This window comes from Endozoicomonas sp. NE40, assembly GCF_040549045.1.
Taxonomy (GTDB): Bacteria; Pseudomonadota; Gammaproteobacteria; order Pseudomonadales; family Endozoicomonadaceae; genus Endozoicomonas_A; species Endozoicomonas_A lisbonensis.
Genome location: NZ_JBEWTB010000002.1, coordinates 2811338 through 2828502, shown reverse-complemented (window position 1 = coordinate 2828502; position 17165 = coordinate 2811338). Strand labels below are relative to the sequence as shown.

Below are 17165 nucleotides of genomic sequence, written 5' to 3'. Positions count from 1 at the left end.
CCCCTCTCTTCGGGATGACTTTATGAGTTCTAACGACTCTTCTTCAGTTGGAGGCTCTCCGTACTCTATCGACGGCCTGTTAACACCTCCCCCATCACCACCACCTTCGCCCGGAGTAAAGAATGGTGACGAAGTGACCACAGTACCGGCAAAGTCCTCATTTCCTCCGCCACCACCCAGTGCTTTACAGCCACCCCGGAAGCCCATTGCAGACCGCGCCCTATCTACCGTTACACCTGCAATCAACGTTAACACACCACAACGAGCCATACAGAACTTCACAAGCCAGACACAGGAAGTCCGGGAGCTTAAGGCTCAGGTGAACTTTGTGTCCTCGATTCCGATGCTGCTGCAACAATTGGAAAAACCGGAGCAAGCCTTTGTTAACACCCCGTTCTTCATTCTTGTGAATGACGGCGGCAAACAGGTCCGGCTTATTCCTCCCGATCCGGAACTGGTAAGAAACAAAGAAAAATATCAGGCTCTCAAAGCAAAGCTTGCAGAACAGTTAAACGCGATCAATCAGCATTACCAAGGCTCGGAAGGAACAGCGCTTGGGGAAAAAGCCCTGAGAGCAGAAGCCAGACTGGAAGCCTGTCGTAATGAATTAGATCAGGCCGGAATCCCGGAACCTGCAATCCCCTACACCCCCATCCTGTTTGCCTTCAGTTCGCTACTGAACGCAACACCCTCCACACAACCGGCAAGCGCGGTGACTGACAGCTCCACGATCGAGGACGGTGAGTTTGTACTGCTCCCTGATCCACCTGCACGACCTGCCCCACCCCGCCCTCCAACAGGTCAGCCAGCAACAAGAGTCTTGCCGGACGATGTTGACCCGGCAGAACTGTCACAGCACAGGCTGAGAAAACGTTCAAAGGCAGAACCGCCCAACCCTGTTTCACCCGGGGAGGTAGCTGAAGAGATTCGCCCAACCGGTCAGGGACTGCAAAAAGTTCAGACAACATTCCTGCAGCCTTCTCCATCAACAGGCTTTGCCAATATTTACCATACCCCCTCTGAACCCCATGCCAAGGGTAAGATTGCATCGGTCAACTCCGGCAATCCGAATCTGGCTGTCGGACATGGAGGAATCAACAGAGAGTTTTCTGACCAGATCCACAAAGCTGCGTCCTACCAGAAAGTTCACGAACGCATGGTCGAGAAAGCGGATGCTGCAGGTGGCGGTTTTATAACCTTTGGCCCGAATCATTTTCCTGACAACAATTCAGCATTAGTAGGCGCTGCGATCTACAGACCCGAAGACGCCACGGATAATACGGGAACCATTTTCATTGATGTCTTTAATAAGCCTCCGGGAGGAGACCAGGCAAACGGTGCCATGATCTATGCTATTGCCCCCAATGGTACCGATGGCTCCTACCCTGATACGGAGGATGGTAAACGACAATGGCTTCTGGATATGAAAACATTCAGCGGCAATATTCTGGCAGTACAGAATACCTGGAATCTTCATGCTGAAAAAAAATACCTTCCTGTTTTACCCGTTCTAAGATCGCCTATGGTGGGAGGCGGTTTTTTTAAACATCCAAAGGCTGATAAAAACGAGCTGGCCGCTGCTATTCAGGCTGGATTTGATGAAGCACTGGCTCATATTGAAAAAGTCGCCATTTCAGAAATTCAGTACGAAGAAACAGCAGACCAGCATTTCCGCAATGTGCAGCGGGTGAAAGGTAAAAAGGACTAATAATTATGAGCTCTCCACCAGGAAAACCCTCCAGAGGAGTACCGGCTCACTCCTACACACCGTCGACTCACGACAGCAAACGTCCAGCAACCACACCTCCTGACACAGGCGGGGTATCCCCGGCAGAAGGAACACGGCATATTCCCTCTCTCCCGACTCTGCCATCGGAACAGCCTGTTACTAACCCGGTCAGGGAAAGAACCGTTTCCCCTCACGCAACAACATCAGTCGTTAATGAAGCCGCGCACACTGAGCTTTTAAAAAATACGTTTGCCGGGCAGTGGAAAACCGTTCAGGCCATGCGTACCCAAAACCACATGCTTGAGTATCTTGATGCCATAATCCACAGTCTCAATGCGCCTGAGTCACCCCGGAATGCTCTCCCGTTTATCATTATCCACATTGATGACAACGGAAACATGAATCGTCTGGTGCCTGCTGATGACAACGCCTTTCAACAGCAGGCCAGCAAAGCTGAAAACGCCAGGAATCAACTGATTGAGAGCATGAGAACCATTGATAGTCACTATAACCGGGAACGAACCAGCAAATTCAGGCAGGAACTTGGTAAAGAAGAAGCAACTCTCATAGGGCTGGGAGCGCAACTTCAGGCTGCTGGCGTGACAGCACCTCCAATCCCCAAAGGCTTTGCGCCCACCTCGATCATTGAATTTCTTCGAACCCGTGTACCAGACACGACCCCTGAGAGGCAGCCTGCAACACCTCCTCAGCCTGCTCCTGCCCGAGTAAAGGATCACTTTCACTACCAGCCAAAACCCGTCCATAAGCCTGAAGCCGGTGAGCCTGTTTTTGGAAGAACTAACCCCTCAGGGCCTTCTGAGTCGCCATCCGCTTCAGATATAACCATGCCCCCCCCTCCGTCTTCTCATCCCCCGTCTTCTCACCCCATACCGGAAGATGACGATGAACCATTTCCGCCCCCGCCGGATTATACGAATACTGATGTTTCCCCCGGTAATCTGACAGGACAACCACCTTATCTGGCGGAAATAAATAAATGTCGAATATTTACAGACCCTGCCAAACAGCCTGACTCCGTTGTCAACTCCGCTCCGTTTGCCCTGCAGGCTGTTGACCCATCGCACAAAGTTTCAGCAGGTATTCGTTACCGCCACGCCCATACCACTCGAAAAGCACTGCTGTTTGAACTGCTTATGAGCCTGCATCGCTTCTCTGATCACGATGAAGCCAAATATTTAAATACCGATATAATCCGGCTTATCCAGCTGGGTATTATGGCTACTGCCGCTTCGGAGCAAAACCTTCTGAACAGGAAAGCAGACCCCTTGGTCAGAGAGGAGTGTCTGAGTTTCCTTCTGCAGGCAGAGAATGTAACCCCTCCCGTTGCCGCTTTTGTTGCTGATATTGTTGCAGGAACCCAACATCGGGACAGCCTTGCAGCAAAAGTTATGCGCGATGTCATTCGTCTTGAGGAAATGCGTTTTTCAGATGACTTTGATATCGACAGCCTTGAAAGCAACAGAGGGTATCCGGTTCCCGCCGCACAAAAAAAACTGGCGACCCGGTTTTGTGATCAATGGCGGAAGCTGCTGGCAAATGAAGGCGAACTGAATAAGGCTGCCCGCCTGATAAACCGGGCAGAGAGCATAACGCCCCTCACTGCTGACTATCAGCCAGAAGACGATGGAAACAAGCGGGAGCCGATCGAAGAAGACCATAACCCCTATGCCAAACACCTGGAACAGCTGAACAGCGACGGACAACTCCGCTTCCTGAAACAACTGGCACAACTCTGAGAGACCACCGGGGTCAGTCTGACAACTCGATTTCTTTTTCCAGCAACCAAATGACCTGCTGCCTATCGTCACACTGGTCAAAACGCTCAATAAACTCAGGTTTAACCAGTTTTCTCGCCAGCCGGGAAAACACTTTCATGTGCTGATCTTTCGCGCCAGAGTCCGGAACAGCCAGTAAAAATACCGTTTTCACACCTTCTTCACTGCCCTCCTGCCAGTGCAAAGGCTCCCGTAACCGCAAAATGCCCACGGAATGACACAACACATGTTCGGACTGTAAGTGGGGAATCGCAATTCCACTTCCCATCCCTGTTGAATATAGCGCTTCACGAGCCCAGACAGCTTCTTCCACATGGCAACCATCCGATAAACGTCCATCCATCAACATCATATCAACCAGCTCTTTAACCGCTTCCTCCCTGCTGAGCGCTTCATAATCAAGGTTGACGATGGCCGTATCAAATACGGTCCTGGAAGTCACATCGCTGCGAAATGCCCGCAGTAAAGCCTGCACCGCCTGAATACTGTTGCAGGCTATCGCCTGATCCAGCAGTTTCCGGCACTCTGAAGAGTCCAGATGGCTGAGTTTCTCTTTAATCGCGGGGATAAAAGTGCCTGGCAGACTGATTTCATCCAACCCCAGACCGACCAGAAGAGGTAAGGCTTCAAGATCAGCAGCCATCTCGCCACAAAGCCCTGTCCAGCGCTGATGTTGCCGGGTTTCATGCGTTACCATTTTCAGAAGTCGCAGGAAAGACGGGTGCAGATAGCTGTATAAATCTCCAACTTTTTCATTGTCCCGGTCTGCTGCCAGAAAGTACTGTGCAAGATCGTTGCTGCCGATGCTGAAAAAATCGACCCAGGGTGCCAGCTGGTCAATGATCAGGCAGGCTGAAGGAACCTCCAGCATAATACCCAGGCGGATGCTTCCATAGACTTCATTGTCCTGACCCATCTCTTCCTGAATAGTGTGGATAACATCCCTGACCCACAGTACCTCGTCCAGACAGCTGACCATCGGAATCATAACCAGTACAGACTTTTGACGGGCAGCTATCAGAATGGCACGAACCTGTATGCGAAAGAGATCAAGAAATTCCGGATATAAACGGATAGCGCGGTAACCCAGAAAAGGGTTCTCTTCTTCTTCCAGCTCAAAATAATCAACAGGTTTATCCGCCCCAACATCCATTGTGCGAATAATAACGGGACGTTCTTCAGCCAGCGTCAGGATTTTGCTGTAGGTAGTCACCTGTTCTTTTTCATCCGGAGCCTGTTCTCTCTGCATGTAAATCATTTCAGTGCGAAACAGCCCTATGCTCTCAGCCCCCTGCCCAAAAGCCTGCTCTGCATCCTCTACCCCGACAATATTGGCTCCTATTTCCAGCCTTTGACGATCACGGGTTTCGGCCAGCCTGTCAATAAAAGGGTGATAGCGCTCATTCATCCTTTGCTGCTTTCGACGCTCCTGCTGATAATACCGCCCAACCTCTCTGGAAGGGTCGCCAATCAGTATGCCCAGCCCGGCATCCAGAATGACTTCGCTGGACGCATTCATTAGCTCTCTGGCTCCTTCCGCTCCCACGACAACAGGAATACCTCTCGCCTGCGCAATCAGTACCGTGTGCGACGCCTTGCCACCTGATTCCAGCACCAGGCCATTAAGATAACGGTGATCAAGGGCCAGAAACTGGCTGGGAGTCAGGTTGTCGGCAAGACAAATACTGTGCTGGCTGAGAACGTCAGGGGTATACAAGCAACCACTGCCGTAGGAAAAATGCATCAGCTGATCACACAGGTCCCGGATATCAATCACCCTGTCCTGCAGATAAGTGCTGTCGCCGCTTTTCAATGCATGGGAAAAATGTTCCAGGGTGGCTTCAATACTTTCTACGACCGACAGACCATTATTCACATGATCAAGCATTCGTCTTTTAAAGTCCGGGTCACAGGCAAGCGTGTAGTGAGCCCCAAGTACTTCACGCTCTGCAACCAGCTCAGTATTTTCGATTGTCTGAAAGAGATTTTTCTGTACCTGTTCCAGAGCCCCCATCAGCCGCAACCGTTCCCCGGTCACTCCAGCATAAACGGCATGGTCCTGGGCGGGTAGAAAACGGTATTCTTTCAGACAGACCGGAGCCCCTCTGGCCCAGCCTTCCCCCGTTGCATGTCCTTTCGCAACATTCATTTTCAGGACTCGCAACGAAGGGGGCAGATAGGAAGTACCCTGGGCGGAGGTGGCGGGAATGTCGCTTCCGGGGAGTTCTTTTTGAATAAAATACCGCAGGCGGGCTAATGCCCGCTTGGCATCCACCCCCGTAATGATCAGCTTACACACGTCACGGTGAGAAATGTCTGCAGAAATTAAAGAGAGAGCACTATTGCCGTTTGCAGTCCTGCCATTTCGCTGGTTTTCGAGTACCACTTCAACGTTGAACGCCTGAATTTCCTTAACGAAAGCACTGGCTGGTCGGGCATGCAGCCCATTAATCAACTCACAGGTAAACACTAGTTCCTTACTGCTCATTACCCCCGGCATCTCCTGTTGTTCTGTTTTAATAATTGACAATCGTCCCTAAACCTCTGCAACAGTGAGCAGAAAAGTAAAATACCGCACCCCTCCACTCAGGATACAGACACACTTCGCCCCAGCTGGGTCATCACAGCGTCCGGGTTTCGAATAGCTTCAGCAACAGGTACTTTGACAACCTTCAGATCGCCAAAGCGATCCTCGCCCTCAACGGCAATATCAACGGCAAACAGGGCGATGTCGGCCTCTTCAATATCGAGAGGTGTGATTTCATTCTCAATCCCCATCGCCCCCTGAGTTTCAACCTTTACATCATGTCCCTGTGATAAAGCAGCTTCTGTCAGCTTTTCCGCTGCCATATAGGTGTGCGCAATACCTGTGGGACAGGCGGTTACTACAACCACTTTCATAAAACAGCCCTCTTGCATTGCAGCCCATCAAAGTATTGCAAGCCACAAAAGTATTGCGAGCCTTCAAAAATTTGTATCTGACGTGCAATCAGCTTCAAGGCAATTGAGATAAAGCCAGCGTTATCAGTTCTCATAATTACCTGTCTGGAATTTATTCTTTAAACGGTGAACAGATAGAGTCTGACCGATAACAGGCAGCCCTACTGCTGTTTTCCTTCGGAGGATAAGGCTAGTAGAAGATTGGACACTATGAAAAGAAAAAGCCGGATCAATTGATCCGGCTCTCGCAAAGTGATGATGGCTGATCGTGGCAGATTTTACTCCCAACCTGCCGGCATATTGATTTCAAGAACATCCATCAACTCTCCGGTGGCCGCAAAGACCCGGTAACGGGCAAAGGCTTCCTGATAGATGGCTGAAGTCAGGCTGCGACTGGACTGAAACAGTTCATTTTCACTGTCCAGCAGATCCAGCAGGGTCCTTTTCCCAATATTGAACTGCTCCCGATAAGCCTCGACACTCTCGCGGCTGGATTCTTCGTGCAGGCGGAGAAACTTCTGCTGCTGCATATTAAATTCGTATGCAGCCCAGGCTATCCGAAGGGTTTCTTCGAGGGTACGCAACACTCTGTCACGCTGGGCCCGACTTTCTTCAGCACGGTAGGCACTTTCATCAAGGCGGGCCTTGTCAGCCCCCCCTTTGAACAGGTTATACCTTAATTTCATCACTGCGGTACCATCGCGAACCCTGCCTGCCTGACCGTCTGCATTTTTCTTCCAGCTTTGATCCAGTTCAATATCCAGTGTTGGATAGAAACTGCTTTTCAACGATTCATACTGGGATTGCGAAGACTTGATTTCATGGGCTGATGCCAGAGCATTAGGATGAGAGTCAATGGCGCTCTGCAAGGCGACTTCCAGCGACTCTGGCATTTTGAGCTTCCATGAACCCGGTTGTTCGAGATCGGCAGGCATTGAGCCAACCAGGGCCATAAACTCGCTTTCGGCATCTGCCAGATTGTTACGGGCATTGATGACATTGGCATTGGCACGGGCGCGACGTCCTTCTATCTGGGCGAGGTCAGAACTTCTGGCAACTCCCTGCTGAGCACGCTGCTGAATCTGTTGGAAAATAACATCGTGCGTTTTCAGGTTTTCAATAGCCAGATTAATCATATCCCTGCGTTCAAGCACCTTTAGATAGGCATCGACAATCTTCAGGCTTACATCCTGCAGAGTATTCTTCAAGCGCAGAAATTCGGCTTTAGCCTGATGACGGGCCTGATCAACGCTGTTTTGGGTATTGAACCCTGAAAACAGGTTTTGCTTTACAGAAAAGGAGGCCTCTCTACGAGTAACAATTTTGTCATTGTTATCAAGGTTATCAACGTACCTCTTTTGCTTGCCAACCCCTGTTGTTACATCCACTGTAGGGAAATACCTTCCCCAGACCGCATCCGCATTCTCCATTTCAGCACGGTAACGGTTCAGGCTGGCAAGAGCCTGAGGATTTGTTTTCAACGCTTTATTCAGCACATCCTGAAGGGTTTCAGCAGAACTGGCAGCACTTATTGAAAGGCAACCCAGGAATACCCCAGCTGCCAGCGACACTCTCATTTTCATTAGCATTCCCTGCGTTTTTGTTTGGATTTGAATACTGGCAGCATCGACCGGCTTACAGAAACCTTTAATCCTGACCGTTGGTCAGTGAATAAACCTCTGGTTTTCTCTGGTCACAGGTAATACTTATGTGCTAAAAAATGCAGATGCTGGTACAGCTGGGGACCAAAGCTGAATTCCAGAACAGAAGGGCAGGTAATAGCCTGAAGCCGTACTCTGTATACGGCGGAATCCGGGGGAAATCCATGGATGAATCCAGAAAGCATCTCAAAAGAATAGTTATCGATGACAGCAAGACTACCGATGGCTACCAGACCTGCACACAGATTAAAAACAACCCTGCGTATAAAAATACTCTGTTGCCGACCGGCTCCAGAGCTGAAGGAATGATTAAAAAAACATAAGGTAAACCTGAGCAAGGGGGCAAAATGGCCAATGTCTTAATCGTTGATGACTCGCCCACAGAGCTGTATCGACTAAAAGCCATACTGGAAAAAAATGGTTACAACGTCATTACCGCAGAGAATGGTGCCGATGGGGTGGCGCTGTGCAGACAGGAAAAACCGGATGCGGTCCTGATGGACATTGTCATGCCAGGATTAAACGGTTTTCAGGCAACACGACAACTGTCTAAAGACTCAGAAACTCATCAAATTCCCATTATCATCATCACAACTAAAGATCAGGAAACCGACAAAGTATGGGGGCTTCGACAGGGAGCAAAAGACTACCTGACCAAACCCATTGATGAAAAAGTGCTGCTGAATACACTGACAAGAGTCACCAGCCCGGTAGCTGTCTGATCAACAGCCATGAGCCCAAAAAAAGCAGTCATGAGCCCCAAAAAAAAGCAGCCATGAGCGAAAAAACAGCCATGCCAACAGACGAAAAGGCGCCTGCAAACAATAACAAAGCAACGGTTTTAAAGCCGTTTGATTTGCTTCAGCAGATACAAACCCAGGTGATTCTGCATGCCAAAGAGCCTCCGGAATACAGGGAGCAAAAGGCACCATGGGTGGGTATTGGCTTCAGAATGAACCAGCAGCACTACGTCACAGGTATTGGGGACGTCACCGAAATTCTGCCTGTCCCGAATATAACACCGCTGCCCGGAACAAAGAGCTGGGCAAAAGGTGTATCTAACGTTCGTGGACGTCTGGTTCCCATTATCGACCTGCCAGAATTTCTTGGCTTACCGGCACCATCAGACAGAACCACACGACGAATTATGGTGGTTGACCGGAAACAGCTGGTTGTCGGCCTGATCGTTGACGAGGTGCAGGGGATGGTACAGTTTCCGTCAGAGCGTTTTACTGAAGAAGCTCAGGCAACCACTGCTGACAATACAGAAGCTGTTAACTATTTCATTGAAGGCTGTTACAACCTGGAAAAAAGCCACCCAGTTTTCAGCATCGACAAACTGGTCAGCCATTCCGACTTTCTGATGGCGGCCAGCGAATAACATAACCGGGAATAATAATAATGAAAGGCATCAATGCAGACAGCGCCCAGAGGAGATCAGGCAATCGCGCAACTGCCGGGGCTATTACACTGTTAATCGTATCGCTTGTGGTTATGTCGGCAGCGTTTGTTTATATAAGCCAGGAAAACAGCCTCAGCCAGCAACTGATTTCCAGCTCCGGTGAATTGCGGGTACTGTCCCAGAGAATATCCACCAATTCCTCTGAAGCTGCCGAGGGAAAGGAAGAAGCCTTTACCCTGCTGAGGGAGGCCCGCAATGAATTCGACAAAACATTCAATTCGCTGAACGGCTCTGATGTAACCGTCTCTCCCTACATGCAGCCCGGCGATATCTCAGCCCTGAGCCAGCTTAAATCCATTGAAGCCTCATGGGCAGAGTTGCGAGCCGGAGCCGACTATATTCTGGCTGCCGAAGAAACGGTTCTGAACCTGCACGATATGGCAGGCACTCTCAGCGATACCATTCCGCAACTGCAGGTGGAATACGACGAAGTCATCGATATTCTTCTGGAAAACGGTACCCCGGCAGACCAGGTTGCCCTGGCACAACGCCAGCCGTGGCTGGCTGAAAGAATTGTGGCCAACGTTTCCAAAGTACTGCGCGGTGGCGAAGATGCGATTATGGCTGCAGATACCTTTGGCCGTGACGCTAAACTTTTTGGTCGGGTTCTTGAGGGTATGCTGTATGGAAACCAGGCCATGCGCATCAACCAGATCACCGATGATGAAGCGCTGGACAGGCTGGCAGAAATTGCCGACCTGTTCAGTTTTGTAGAGAGCAGCGTGGACGACATTCTGGAAATCTCGCCGGAGCTGTTTCAGGTGCGTGCGGCATCCAACATGATTTTCACCGATGCCCAGCAATTGCTGCAACAGACTTCCATCCTGCAGGACACCTTTGAAGAAACAGCCCGATCCCGCTTTGTTAACGAAACCTTTGCGATTGTTATTGGAGTACTGGCCTTTATTGCACTGGTGCTGGTTGCCATGAGCATTAACCGCGCCACCCAGCTGCGACTGGCTGAAACCCGGGCTCAGAATGAAGCCAACCAGAAAGCCATCATGCGTCTGCTGAATGAAATGGAAAACCTTGCAGACGGTGACCTGACTGTATCCGCCACTGTGACAGAAGACTTTACCGGTGCCATTGCAGACTCGATCAACTTCTCCATTGAGCAGCTTCGCGCCCTGGTCAAAACCATTAACCAGTCTGCGGTTGAGGTGGACAACTCCGCCCAGAAAACCCAGAGCACCGCTATCGAGATGGCACAGGCTGCTGAAAACCAGGCCCAGGAAATCAGCATTACCACACAATCCGTTAACGATATGTCCGAATCCATGCGTCTGGTATCAAGGGACGCGGCTCAATCCGCCGAAGTGGCAAGCCGCTCTGTGGATATTGCCACCAACGGTGCTCAGGTGGTTCGTAACACCATCAACGGTATGAACATTATCCGGGAACAGATTCAGGATACTTCCAGGCGAATTAAACGACTGGGTGAGTCTTCCCGGGAAATTGGTGACATCATCTCACTGATCAACGACATCGCTGACCAGACCAACATCCTGTCCCTGAACGCAGCCATTCAGGCCTCCATGGCGGGTGAAGCGGGCCGGGGTTTTGCGGTAGTGGCAGACGAAGTGCAGCGTCTGGCTGAGCGAGTGTCCGGTGCAACCCGACAGGTGGAAACGCTGGTCACCGCCATCCAGAACGATACCAACGAAGCCGTTACGTCCATGGAACAGACGACTTCTCAGGTAGTCAGCGGTGCTCAACTGGCTCAGGACGCTGGTATAGCGCTGGCAGAAATTGAACAGGTGTCTGGTAATCTGGCAACGCTGGTCAGAGATATCTCTGCCACAGCAAGAAACCAGACAGAATCCGCTGTACAGATTTCCCAGCGCATGTTAACGATTCGCGACATCACAAACCAGACAGCCTCCGGAACCACAGCAACCGCGAATTCGGTAGGAACTCTGGCTGAAATGGCGGTAGAAATGCGTCAGTCCGTCTCCGGCTTCCGGCTCCCTGACCCGGGACTGGATTCATCCACTGAAGCCTTTATAGGGCAGTCCGTTGGAGCTGAAATCAACCCGGACATTGACGACGATGAGTTCAGCGCGACCGCCTGATATAAAAATGCTGAAAACGATGCGTTGACAACAATACGCTGAAAACAGGGTTGCTTTTAACGGAGCCGTTCATGGCAGAACAACAGGGCTATGCCGATAATAACCATCTTGATAAGAGCCTTCCTGATAAGAGCACTATCGAGAAGCATGCAGAGCTTGGCTGGGTCAGTGGGGAAATAAACAAAGTCCTGACAGAAACCCGTCAGGCACTGGAAAAGCATCTGGGCGATCCTGGTAATCCGGCTCACCTTGAAGCCTGCCTGAACTCTGCCGGACAGGTTCACAATACTCTGAAAATGCTGCAGCAGGGTGGTGCAACGCTGCTTGCAGAAGAGCTGAAAAAACTGCTGGAGGCGTTAAGCCGAAAAGCGGTTCAGGACCTGGATGCTGTCCATGAATGCCTGATGCACTCGATTCTGCAGCTCCCCGCCTATATAGAACAGGTGGTTCATTCCGGCATGGACCGTCCAATGCCCCTGCTGCCATTAATTAATGAAATGCGCAGCCTGCGCGGCGCAGACGCATTATCCAGAGCTGCCTTTTTCTATCCACAGATACCCGGCTTTCCCCCTTCTCTCAGTGATGAACAGATTCAGAAGCTGGAACAGTCCGGCCTCACCAGCCTGCTGCCTAAAATACGCCAGAAATATCAGGTTGTACTGGCAGCCTATCTGCGTGAGCAGCACAGAGAACAACAGTTGCAGGTGATGGCTCGTATCTTCGCCAAACTGCAGAATCTGTGCTGGGATGCTCCCCTGAGCCCATTATGGGAAGCCTGTATTGCCCTGGTCGAAGGTTTACAGAACGACAGCATTAAGCAAACCCTGCACATCACCAATCTTCTGCGATCCGTAGATCTGCAACTTCGGGCTTTTGTCGTCAAAGGGTCGTCGTTTATCAACACAACACCCGACGACCAGTTATTCAGGGGGTTACTGTATTTTATTGCCCTGTCTGATGACGATGGAAGCTTTGGCAGCGCCATGAAAGCTCGCTACAAACTCCATGAGGCACTGAAAAACAGTGAAGCCAGTACCTTTGTTGGAAACGAGGCAGCCACCCCCGTCATACAGGCTTTGAATGATGAACTGGCAGGCATCAAGGATGCCTTTGACCTGTACCTGCTGGCTACAGAGCCAGATCCACTGATCCTCCAGAACCAGCTCCCGATTATTCAGCAGGTGAGCGACACCCTGTTGGCGCTTGGGCTGGAAGAGCAGGGGCAGCAGGTTCTGCAATTTAAACAACAGCTTCATGATGTTATTGAAACCAGACACAGCTCCCGGGGCAACGATGCCGAAATGGCACTTGTGGCGATCGCAACAGGACTGTTGAAACTGGAGGCCGTTGTTCATCAGTTTGCCAGCGGACAACCGGCTGATTCCACACCGCTGCTGAATGAAGTATTTACCAGCATCATTGAACAAACACGTGAGAACCTGAAGCAAACCAAAGACGCCATTACTGAGTATGTAGACCATCAGTTCGATCAGAGCTATCTGCAAAGTGCCTGCGATCTTCTGCGAATCGCTTATGGTGGTCTGGGGATGACCCCTTTTACCAGGGCTGCCGACGTTATTCGTCAATGTGCAGACTTTATAAATAGCCAGTGGATAGACAACCCGGGGAATCTGCCTGACAAGCAGGCGCTTGAGAATACTGCAGATGTTGTTACTGCCATCGAATATTATCTGGATCGACTCGCCGATCCTGACACCGAACATTCGGACGCGATTCTGGAAATGGCTCAGGAGAGTCTGTCGAAACTGCTGGAAGTTCCAGTCACTCCAGATCCGGCCGGAATAGCAACTTATACCCCGGAACCTGTAGAGAATGATCTCTCCGCTTTTACTTCCGGCAAGCTTACGCTGGTTGAAATTGAACAGGACACAACTGAACCTGAACATTCATCAAGAGCTGTTTTTCAGATTGATGACCCACTGGAGGAACAGCCAGAGCCTTTACCTGAATTACCTGAGGATCTGGATAGCGCTATTCTGGATAGGGCTATAGCGTTCACCCCTGAAAAGCACGAGACAGAGCCTGCAACAACAACGGGCCTGATCGATGAAGATTTGCTGGAGGTTTTCAGAGAAGAAGCGAGTGATGTTCAGGCGCAACTGGCCAGTCTTATCCCCCAGTGGCAGTCATCATCGGACCTACAACCGGCGATACTGTCTGATATACGACGTTCCTTTCATACCCTGAAAGGCAGTGGACGTATGGTTGAAGCCAATGTCATTGGCGAACTGGCCTGGTCAGTTGAAAATATGCTCAACCGTCTGATTGAGGGTACCACGGCCTTTAACCCGGATATGCAGAACCTGGTTGCCCGGGCCAATAACATGCTTCCGGCATTACTGGACGATTACATCCAGGATAACCAGCTTCTGACTCCTGATGTACTGGTCTGCATGGAAATGGCAGATGCCCTGGCTAACGGTGAACAGTATCTGGCTCCAGAACACCCCGATGCGCCAGATGAAGACGACGATGACAGTATTGCAGTCCAGTTCGGAGAAGTGATCAACGACCAGCCTGCACCTGTGGAATCAATACTGCCACAGCAGGCTGAAACGGCTGACATTACCTCAGCCGAAGATCAACTCCTGACGGTATTCCAGACAGAAGCCAGAGATCATCTGGAGACCGTTCAAACGTTCATTAACAACGTCCAGAACACCGGCAGTCCCCTGCAGGTCAGTGACAGCGTTCAGAGGGCTTTGCATACTCTCAAGGGTATTACCAGAATGTCCGGTTTTGATACGCTGGCACAGCTGGTTGATGCTCTGGAATACCATGTCAAAGAGTTCAGAAGCCACCAGGTCCTCGCTGATGAGGAAGTCACCCGGACACTGCAGGAAGGCTGCCTTCTGATCGCTGACGCGCTTAACCAGCTCAGTGACAACCCAACAGAATTATATCTGGATAGCGACGGTTATCTTTCATGGCTGGATATACTGCACCAGCAGCTTATCCCACAACCTGTCCAGCAACCCGAAGCCCAGCCTGAGCCACGCCTCCTGCCTGCTGAAGGGCTTGAGTATCTGCTGTTGGCAGATACCTTGCCTGAACTCTGGCAGCAGGGTATTGACCACCCTCAGTTGAAGCAGTTGCAGGAAGAACTGGACACACTGGGTCAGCGCTGCCGGGAACAACAGCTGCAACCCGTTGCCGAACTGAGTGATATTTTAAAAGACATCTGCAACTACCTGGACTTGCATACAAATACCCTTCCGGAGCCACTGGTAAAGCCACTGACAAACGGTTTTGACGCATTACTGAATATGCTTAACCACACGGCAGGACAGCAGCCCCCCGAACCCTCTCAGGCCGTTTTCACGGAACTCCGTCATGCCCTGGAAGCACTGCTTCTGCATGAAGGGGAAGGGCATGAAGAACCGGTAAAAACAACATCGGTCAGCCATGTTCAACACAGCATCGAAGTTGAAGAAATAGAACTGCTGGACCTTTTCCTCGATGAAGCCTTTGAGATCAGCGAAGATGCCCACCAGGCTCTGGAAGACTGGGTTAAGGAAACATCCAGTCAGGAACCCGTCAAAGAACTTCAGCGTCTGCTGCATTCATTAAAAGGCGGTGCGCGAATGTCAGAGCAGCCTGATCTGGCAGACCTCAGCCATGCTCTGGAGGGCGTCTACGAGTTAATTGTTTCCCAGCTGTTCACCAGACAAACATGGACAGGCGATATCCCCCTGGGCTTAATGCAGGCTTCCCACGACCATATTGACCAGATGCTTCAGGCCCTTAAGTCTGACCAGCCTGTTCCGGCGGCCTCAATCTACATACAAAAACTGAATGAATGGCAGGCAGAACATCAAAATGCGTCGAACAATGAGCCTGAGGCGTTAACCGTTAAACCTGAACTTTCGACGACAGATGAAGCTCATCATCTGCCAGATTATCTTGCCCGACCATCGGCTGGCGAGCCAGCCAGTGATATACAACAGGATTCACACGTTGTTGAGTTACAGACAGAAGTCGGTACTGAAGACTCCGGTCAAGTACAACAGGCACCTGATATTCGGATTGAAGCCAGATTGCCAACCGCTACACAGCTATCCCCAGAACAAGCTGAAGAACGAGCCACACCACTATCAATACCACTATCAACCCCCGTATCCCGGAAGCTAAAACAGAACCGGGAGATGGTTCGGGTCTCTGCAGAGTTGTTTGAACACCTTATAAACCTCTCAGGTGAGTCCAGCATTAACCGCTCCCGTATTGAGCAGGAAGTGACTAACATTCGTCATACCCTGGATGAAATGGAAAACACCATCACCCGGGTCACGGAACAGTTAAGGCGGCTGGACCCACAGCTGTCACACTCCCTGATGGAATCAGCCACAGACCTTGCCGACCTCCGGCTGGCCATTTCAGACAAGAGCAGTGAAACCGAATCCCTGCTTATGCAGCAGTCCAGAACACAAATTCAGCTGCAGGACAAACTGATACAGGCACGAATGGTGTCGTTTGCCCGCTTGTTGCCTAGGCTGAAAAAAATAACAACCCAGGTTTCTGAGGAGTTAGGAAAACCTGTAAACCTGAACGTTCAAAATGCAGAAGGTGAAATGGACCGAACCATGCTGGACCGGATTCTTTCACCGCTTGAGCATCTGATCCGTAATGCAGTCAGTCATGGCATTGAAAACGCTGATGATCGCAGGGCCACAGGAAAACCTGAAGTCGGACAGCTGGAACTGGTGGTTAAAAGGGAAGGAGCCGATATTGTTCTGGAATTGCACGACGATGGTGAGGGTATTGATGTCGATGCCATCCGGACAAAAGCTCTGGAAAAACATCTGATTGCACCTGATGACCAGCTGTCTGATACCGACCTGATTCAGTTAATTCTTGAGTCCGGTTTTTCAACCGCTGACACCGTCACTCAGATCTCAGGCCGTGGCGTTGGGCTGGATGTGGTCAACACTGAAATCAGGCAGATGGGCGGCAGTATGCAGATTGAAAGCACCCGTGGTAAAGGCTGTTGCTTCAGGCTCAGACTGCCCTTCACCCTGTCGATGAACCGCGCCCTTATGGTGCAGGTCGGTGAAAGCCTGTACGCCCTGCCACTGCAGTCTATTGATGGTGTCACCACCATTACACCAGACACCCTGTTACGCTGCTTTCATGACACACTTCCCCTTGAGTTCGGAGGGGAGAAGTATCAGGTGCTATTCCTGGGACAACTGACAGGTAATACAGAGCCAGGGATTCAGGAAGACCGTTGTCCCATAGTTCTGCTTGACCGGGGTGGGCAGAAATACGCCCTGCATGTAGATGGACTGATTGGCAGCAGGGATATTGTTACCAAAAACCTTGGCCCTCAGTTTGCATCCTTGTCCGGTGTTAATGGTGCCACAATTCTGGGCGATGGCCGGGTTGTGATTATTATTGACCCGGCGGCACTGATTCGTAAGTTCAGAGTCAATCAGTACTATGATCATCAACCATCACACGCTTGACCGGCAATGACAAAACAAGAGG

The 17165-nt window shown here is 50.7% G+C and carries 10 protein-coding genes; 7 read left to right on the top strand and 3 right to left on the bottom strand.

What is annotated here, in order from left to right:
* The first annotated feature begins 22 nt into the window (after positions 1-22).
* The gene (locus V5J35_RS13635; protein ID WP_354007665.1) at positions 23-1708 is read left to right on the top strand and encodes a hypothetical protein; all 1686 of its coding nucleotides are present in this window, start codon (positions 23-25) and stop codon (positions 1706-1708) included.
* A 5-nt stretch (positions 1709-1713) separates the two neighbouring features.
* Entirely contained in the window at positions 1714-3486 is a 1773-nt protein-coding gene (locus V5J35_RS13630; protein WP_354007664.1) for a hypothetical protein, read from the top strand.
* Positions 3487-3499: 13 nt separating this feature from the next.
* Here the strand turns inward: V5J35_RS13630 and ptsP are convergent, their stop codons facing one another.
* The 3 genes from ptsP to V5J35_RS13615 all read right to left on the bottom strand — a co-directional run bounded on the left by ptsP (position 3500) and on the right by V5J35_RS13615 (position 8048).
* On the bottom strand, positions 3500-6013 hold the full coding sequence (ptsP, locus tag V5J35_RS13625) for a phosphoenolpyruvate--protein phosphotransferase (RefSeq protein WP_354007663.1): 2514 nt from the start codon (positions 6011-6013) through the stop codon (positions 3500-3502).
* 98 nt (positions 6014-6111) lie between these two features.
* Complete coding sequence (locus V5J35_RS13620; protein WP_354007662.1) at positions 6112-6426, bottom strand: PTS fructose transporter subunit IIB; 315 nt, start codon at positions 6424-6426, stop codon at positions 6112-6114.
* A 317-nt stretch (positions 6427-6743) separates the two neighbouring features.
* Positions 6744-8048: a TolC family outer membrane protein gene (locus tag V5J35_RS13615; protein WP_354007661.1), complete on the bottom strand. Its 1305-nt coding sequence runs from the start codon at positions 8046-8048 to the stop codon at positions 6744-6746.
* Positions 8049-8290: 242 nt separating this feature from the next.
* Here V5J35_RS13615 and V5J35_RS13610 point away from each other — a divergent pair, with 242 nt between their 5' ends.
* From V5J35_RS13610 to V5J35_RS13590, 5 genes are all read left to right on the top strand, one after another.
* Positions 8291-8449 carry a response regulator gene (locus V5J35_RS13610; protein ID WP_354007660.1) on the top strand — a complete coding sequence of 53 codons (159 nt, stop codon included), beginning with the start codon at positions 8291-8293 and terminating at the stop codon, positions 8447-8449.
* Between the two features lie 24 nt (positions 8450-8473).
* The gene (gene pilH / locus V5J35_RS13605) at positions 8474-8848 is read left to right on the top strand and encodes a twitching motility response regulator PilH (RefSeq protein ID WP_354007659.1); all 375 of its coding nucleotides are present in this window, start codon (positions 8474-8476) and stop codon (positions 8846-8848) included.
* A gap of 53 nt (positions 8849-8901) precedes the next feature.
* Positions 8902-9507, top strand: a complete 606-nt coding sequence (locus V5J35_RS13600) for a chemotaxis protein CheW (protein ID WP_354007658.1) — start codon at positions 8902-8904, stop codon at positions 9505-9507.
* Positions 9508-9527: 20 nt separating this feature from the next.
* Complete coding sequence (locus tag V5J35_RS13595) at positions 9528-11660, top strand: methyl-accepting chemotaxis protein (RefSeq protein WP_354007657.1); 2133 nt, start codon at positions 9528-9530, stop codon at positions 11658-11660.
* Positions 11661-11731: 71 nt separating this feature from the next.
* The gene (locus V5J35_RS13590) at positions 11732-17143 is read left to right on the top strand and encodes a chemotaxis protein CheA (RefSeq protein ID WP_354007656.1); all 5412 of its coding nucleotides are present in this window, start codon (positions 11732-11734) and stop codon (positions 17141-17143) included.
* Positions 17144-17165: the final 22 nt, after the last annotated feature.